This is a genomic window from Halobacterium sp. CBA1126, from assembly GCF_009741975.1.
Lineage (GTDB): Archaea > Halobacteriota > Halobacteria > Halobacteriales > Halobacteriaceae > Halobacterium.
Genome location: NZ_WPCF01000142.1, coordinates 1 through 5255 on the forward strand (window position 1 = coordinate 1; position 5255 = coordinate 5255).

At 71.4% G+C, this 5255-nt stretch carries 1 protein-coding gene and 2 pseudogenes; 1 reads left to right on the forward strand and 2 read right to left on the reverse strand.

Annotated features, from left to right (window positions below; genetic code table 11):
• Both GJ634_RS13970 and cobN read right to left on the reverse strand, forming a co-directional pair.
• The coding region (locus tag GJ634_RS13970) for a precorrin-8X methylmutase (RefSeq protein WP_197425541.1) at positions 1 to 461 on the reverse strand (461 nt) is incomplete at its 3' end.
• Positions 451 to 4382 (reverse strand): annotated as a pseudogene (gene cobN, locus GJ634_RS13975) (cobaltochelatase subunit CobN). The pseudogene cobN and the gene GJ634_RS13970, both read right to left, overlap by 11 nt.
• A 34-nt stretch (positions 4383 to 4416) precedes the next feature.
• On the opposite strand from cobN, the pseudogene GJ634_RS13980 reads away from it, so the two are divergent.
• Positions 4417 to 5255: pseudogene (locus tag GJ634_RS13980) on the forward strand (ATP-binding protein); the annotation flags it as partial.

Consider the following 5255-nt stretch of genomic DNA (forward strand, 5'->3'; position numbering starts at 1 on the left):
TCCGCGAGCGCGAGCGCCGCGGTCGGCGCGTTCCCGACGACCGCAATCGCGCCGTCGTAGACGCCCTCCCTGTCGAGTTCGAGGACGGAGGCTGCGGTCCGCGTCATCCCAGTCTCCGCCGCGAGATCGGCGCCGTTTCCGATGGCCTTCCGCACCTCGCAGTCGTGGCCGCGGCCCGTGACGCCCGCCTTCACCATCGTGATGTCCGTCACGACGGGCGCCTCGTCGCGGACGGCGCGAGCGCCGGCGCGGACCGGCTCCGAGTCGTCGCTGCCGGTGAACCGCACGAGGTGCTGGAACTCGGAGTCGGCGGTCGCGTGTACGGCCTTCTGTCGCACGCGGTCCGCGAGCGTCTCGTCGGGGACGAGCTCGCGCACGCGGTCCATGCTCGTCTCCGCGATCTCCATCGCGTCCTCGGTGGTCGCGCCGAGGTCCGCGTACGCCTCCCCGTCAGTCGTCATCCGAGGACACCTCCGGGGTCGCGGCGGGGGAGTCGCCGGCTTTCGATTCGAGGTCGCCCTCCACCTGGAGGTTCAGGTCGCGCAGGCGCTCTGCGGTCTCGTCGTCGGCGTCCCAGAGCCCGCGCTCGACGGCCTCGAGGAGGGTGTCGGTGATGGAGTCCAGCGCCCACGGGTTCACGTCCCGCAGCCACTCCCGGCGCTCCTCGTCGAAGGCGTACTGCTCGGTGACCGCCTCCCAGAGGCCGTCGGAGACGACGCCCGTGGTGGCGTCCCACCCGAGCACCACGTCGACCGTCGAGGAGAGGTCGCCGGCGCCCTTGTAGCCGTGGTCCTCCATCGAGTCCAGCCACTCGGGGTTGAGCACGCGGGCGCGCATCGCCTTCCGGACCTTCTGCTCGTTCGTGTACACGTCGACGTTGTCGGGGTCGCTGGAGTCGCCGACGTACGACGCCGGCTCCGAACCGGACTCCTCCGCGACGGCCGTGATGAAGCCGCCGTGGAACGCGTACCAGTCCGAGGAGTCGAACTCGTCCTGCTCGGCGGTGTCCTCGATTTTCACGGTGGCGTCGACGTTCCCGAGGCGGCGCTCGAAGGCGTCGCGGGCCGCCGAGACCGTCCCGCGCGACCCCATCGCGTAGCCGCCCCACTGGACGTACACCTCGGCGAGGTCCGAGCGGTCGTCCCACTCGCCCTCGTCGACGGCCTTGTTCGTCCCCGCGCCGTAGCCGCCCGGCCGCGTCGTGAACACGCGGTGTTTCGCGGCCGCTCGGGGTCCTCGACGCCCTCGGCTTCGAGGTCGGCGGCGTCTTCCTCGACGTGCTTCTTCACGTAGTTCCGGTCGTGGGGCTCGTCGAGGTCGACGACCGCGTCGACGGCGTCGTGAATCACGCCCGCGGCCTGCGGGAAGGCGTCCCGGAACAGCCCCGAGACGCGCGTCGTCACGTCGATTCGCGGGCGGCCGAGCTCCTCGAGCGGAATCGGTTCCACGTCGTCGACGCGCCCGGCGTCGGTCCACACCGGCCGGACGCCCATCAGGCCGAGGACCTGCGCGATGGTCTCCCCGCGCGTGCGGACGGTGGGCGTCCCCCACGCGACCACGCCGACCTCCTCGGGGTACTCGCCCTCGGCGTCGTGGTGGCGCTCGGCGACGCCGTCCGCGACCTCGCTCCCGACGTCCCACGCGGTCTTCGCGGGCACCTTCCGCGGGTCCAGCGTGTAGAAGTTCCGGCCAGTGGGGAGGAGGTCGACGCCGCCCCGCGTGGGCGCGCCGCTCCCGCCGGGTTCGACGTACTCGCCGTTCAGCGCGTCCGCCGTCTGCGGAATCTCGCTCTCGGCGCCGAACACCCGCGGCGCGGCCTCCTCGCAGATGAACTCGAGGACGTCGCGGAGGTCGTCGTGCGCGCCCGATTTCGCCTTCGCGTCGCCGAGCGTGTCGACGTCCACGACGAGCAGGTTCATGTTCACCTCGTCGTCGGCCTCGCCCTCGACGTTCGACGCCGGCACGTCGAACCCCTCGCTCGCCAGCGTCTCCACGAGGTCGACGCTCGTCTCGTACACCTCGTCGGCGGCCTCGGTGTACGTCATCCCGAGTTCCTCGCTGTACTCGCCGGGCGAGTCCAGCATCGTCTGGTAGTCGACGCCGAGGACGCCCGCGACCGACTCGCGCAGCGACGGCGCGCCCGGATTCTCGAGGCGCGTGAGCGCGACGAGGTACTCCACGAGGCGGTCGCCCTCCGGCGGCTCGCCCATCGTGTGCAGGCCCAGCCGAATCTGGGTCGTCTTCACGTCCGTCACGTACTCGTGGACGCGCTCGACCAGCTCGTCGATGTCCACGTCGTCACCGCCCACCTCGCCCTCCGCGAGCGAGGTTCCGGCTTCGTCGGGGCCGCGCACGTCCGCCCGCTCGTCGATTTCGCCCTCGACGCCGAGTTCGACGGCGAGGTCGAGGTCGTCGACGTGTTCGCGGATGCGCTCCGCGAGGTGGGCCTCGCTGTCGGCGCCCGTCCCCGTGCCGGCTTCCCGGTAGCGCGACGCGAGCTCCTCGAGTTCCGCGAGCTCGTCGTACGTCCCCGCGTTGCTCATCACGGGCGTGAGGTAGTCGACGACGGCGGCGTACGACCGGCGCTTCGCCTGCGTCCCCTCGCCGGGGTTGTTGACGATGTACGGGTAGACGTTCGGCAGGTCGCCGAGCAGCGCGTCCGGCGCGCTCGCCGAGTCGAGGCCGACGGTCTTCCCGGGTAGCCACTCCAAGCTCCCGTGGGTGCCGAGGTGGACGACGGCGTCCGCGTCGAAGTCCTCGCGCAGCCACGCGTAGAACGCGTAGTAGTCGTGGGGCGGCTGGAGGTCGCTGTCGTGGTAGACCTTCGACGGGTCCATCCCGAAGCCGCGCGGCGGCTGGACGGTCACGAGCACGTTCCCGAACTCGACGCCCGGAATCGCGAACGGGCGCTCCGGCGGCTCGCACCACTCCTCGCGGACGTTCTCGCGGAAGTCGGGGTCGGCGTCGGCCCACCAGTCGGCGTACTCGTCGGTCGACACCACGTCGACGCTGCGCTCGCGGACGTCCTCGGGCGCGACCCAGCGGTCGTCGAGCGTGAGCTGGCTCGTCAGCCGTTCGATTAGCGCCTGCCCCTCGGGTGGGGTCTGGCCGCCCAAATCGTAGCCGCGCGTGTCCAGCTCGTCCAGCAGATTCACCGTGCTCTCGGGGGTGTCGAGGCCGAACGCCGTGCCGATGCCGTCGTCGCTCGGCGGGTAGTTGTGGAGCACAACGGCGACGTTCTTCTCGTCGTTCTCGAGGTGGCGGAGCCGCGCCCAGTTCACCGCGAGGCCGGCGGCGTGCTCGACGCGGTCCTCGATGGGGAAGTGCTGTTTCGGCGCGGAGCCGATGCCCGCGGCGTCCTCGGTGCGCTCCTTGCCCGAGATCGGATGAGTGACGACGTTGCCGTCGAACTCCGGGAGCGCGACCGACAGCGCGAGCTCGAACCCCATCACGCCCGTGTCCGCGGCGTCGTACCGCGACCGCGAGCGCATCGTCGTCACCGTCTGGAGGACCGGAACCCCGAGCCGGTCGAGGAACACGTCCTCCGCCGAATCGCCCTCGTCGGACGCGGAGCGCCCGCGTTCGTCCATCGACAGCGAGAACATGAACGACGACAGCACGGCGTCCACGACCGGCTCGCCATCGGCGGCTCCACCGCCTCCATTTCGAGGCGTCTCCGACGCCTCGCCGTTTTCTAAGAGCCACGTATCAGTCACCCACTCGGCGTCCTCTTGCTCGTCGGTGTCGGTCGCGGGGTTGCAGAAGACGGGGAGCGCGTTCGCGCCCTGCGCTTCGAGCGCGCGCACCTGCGCGTCGACGTAGCGGGTGTTCTCGTGGGTCCAGTGGGACTCGTAGAACCAGACCGCGACCGTCGGCTTCTCGGGGTCGAAGGTCGCGCGGAGCTCGTCGTAGCTTGCTCCCGGGTGGTCGGGGTGGTAGACGCCCTCCGTGGGGAGCGCCACGGGGTCGTCGTACGTCCGGTCGGCCGCCGTGTAGCGGTCGACGAGGAAGCGCAGGCAGTTCGCGACGTTCGCGGTGCCGCCGCGGTCGAGGTACTCGCAGACGGTCTCGCGGTCCTCGCTGGCGACGGTGGTGTCCTCGACGGCGTAGGCGTCGCCCGTGGACTTCACGACGAGCGGGACGCCCGCGTCGGCGAGCCGGTCGGTCGCGCGGTCGTAGCCGGGCATGCTGTCCTCGGCGCCGTGCAGCCAGAACACGGCGGCGTCGGCGTCGCTGGCGGCGTCGACGAACGCCTCGACGGCGGCGGCGTCCTCGAGGTCGCTCTCCGAGCGCGCGAGGAGGTCGTCGTCGACGCGCTCGGCGGCCGCCTGGATGGAGCCGAGTTCGTTCTCGGTCGCGGTGTAGAGTGCAATCTCGGGCATAAGTGTGTTAAATCTGGGTTGCGGTATTACAACTATGGTTGATTTAGGAAGCGGCAAAAAGCTGTCGCCCGGCCGCCGGGAGCGCGTGCCGTTCCCGGCAGTCGTCGGCCAGCAAAATCTCAAGGAGGCGCTGCTCGCGGTCGCCGTCGACGACGACCTCGGCGGCCTCCTCGTCGCCGGCGAGAAGGGCACCGCGAAGTCCACGACCGCCCGCGCGCTCACCGACCTGCTGCCCGACCAGCGCGCCGTCGCCGACTGTCCCTACGGCTGCCCGCCCGACGACCCCGACCGGCAGTGCGCGGACTGCGGCCGCGAGACGACCCGCCGGTCGAGACGCGGCCCGTGCCGTTCGTCTCGCTCCCGCTCGGCGCCGACCGCGACCGCGTCGTCGGCTCGCTCTCCGTGCCGGACGCGCTCGCCGGCGACGCCGAGTTCAACCCAGGTTTACTCGCGGCCGCCAATCGAGGCGTTCTCTACGTCGACGAGGTGAACCTCCTCGACGACCACCTCGTCGACGTCCTCCTCGACGCCGCCGCGAGCGGCGTCAACCGCGTCGAGCGCGACGGCGTCAGCGTCGCCCACCCCGCGGAGTTCACGCTCGTCGGGACGATGAACCCCGAGGAGGGCGACCTCCGCCCGCAGTTCCGGGACCGCTTCGACCTCCGCGTGGCGGTCGCGGGCAGCGACGACCTCGACGAGCGCGCCGAAATCGTCGCCCGCGCCCTCGACGGCTTCGACGGCGACTACGCCGAGGAGACCGAGCGCGTCCGCCAGCGCCTGCTCGACGCCCGCGACCTACTGCCGGACGTCGACCTCCCGGCGTCGCTCGTCCGCGAACTCACCGAGCTCTGCCGGGACGCGGGCGTCGACGGC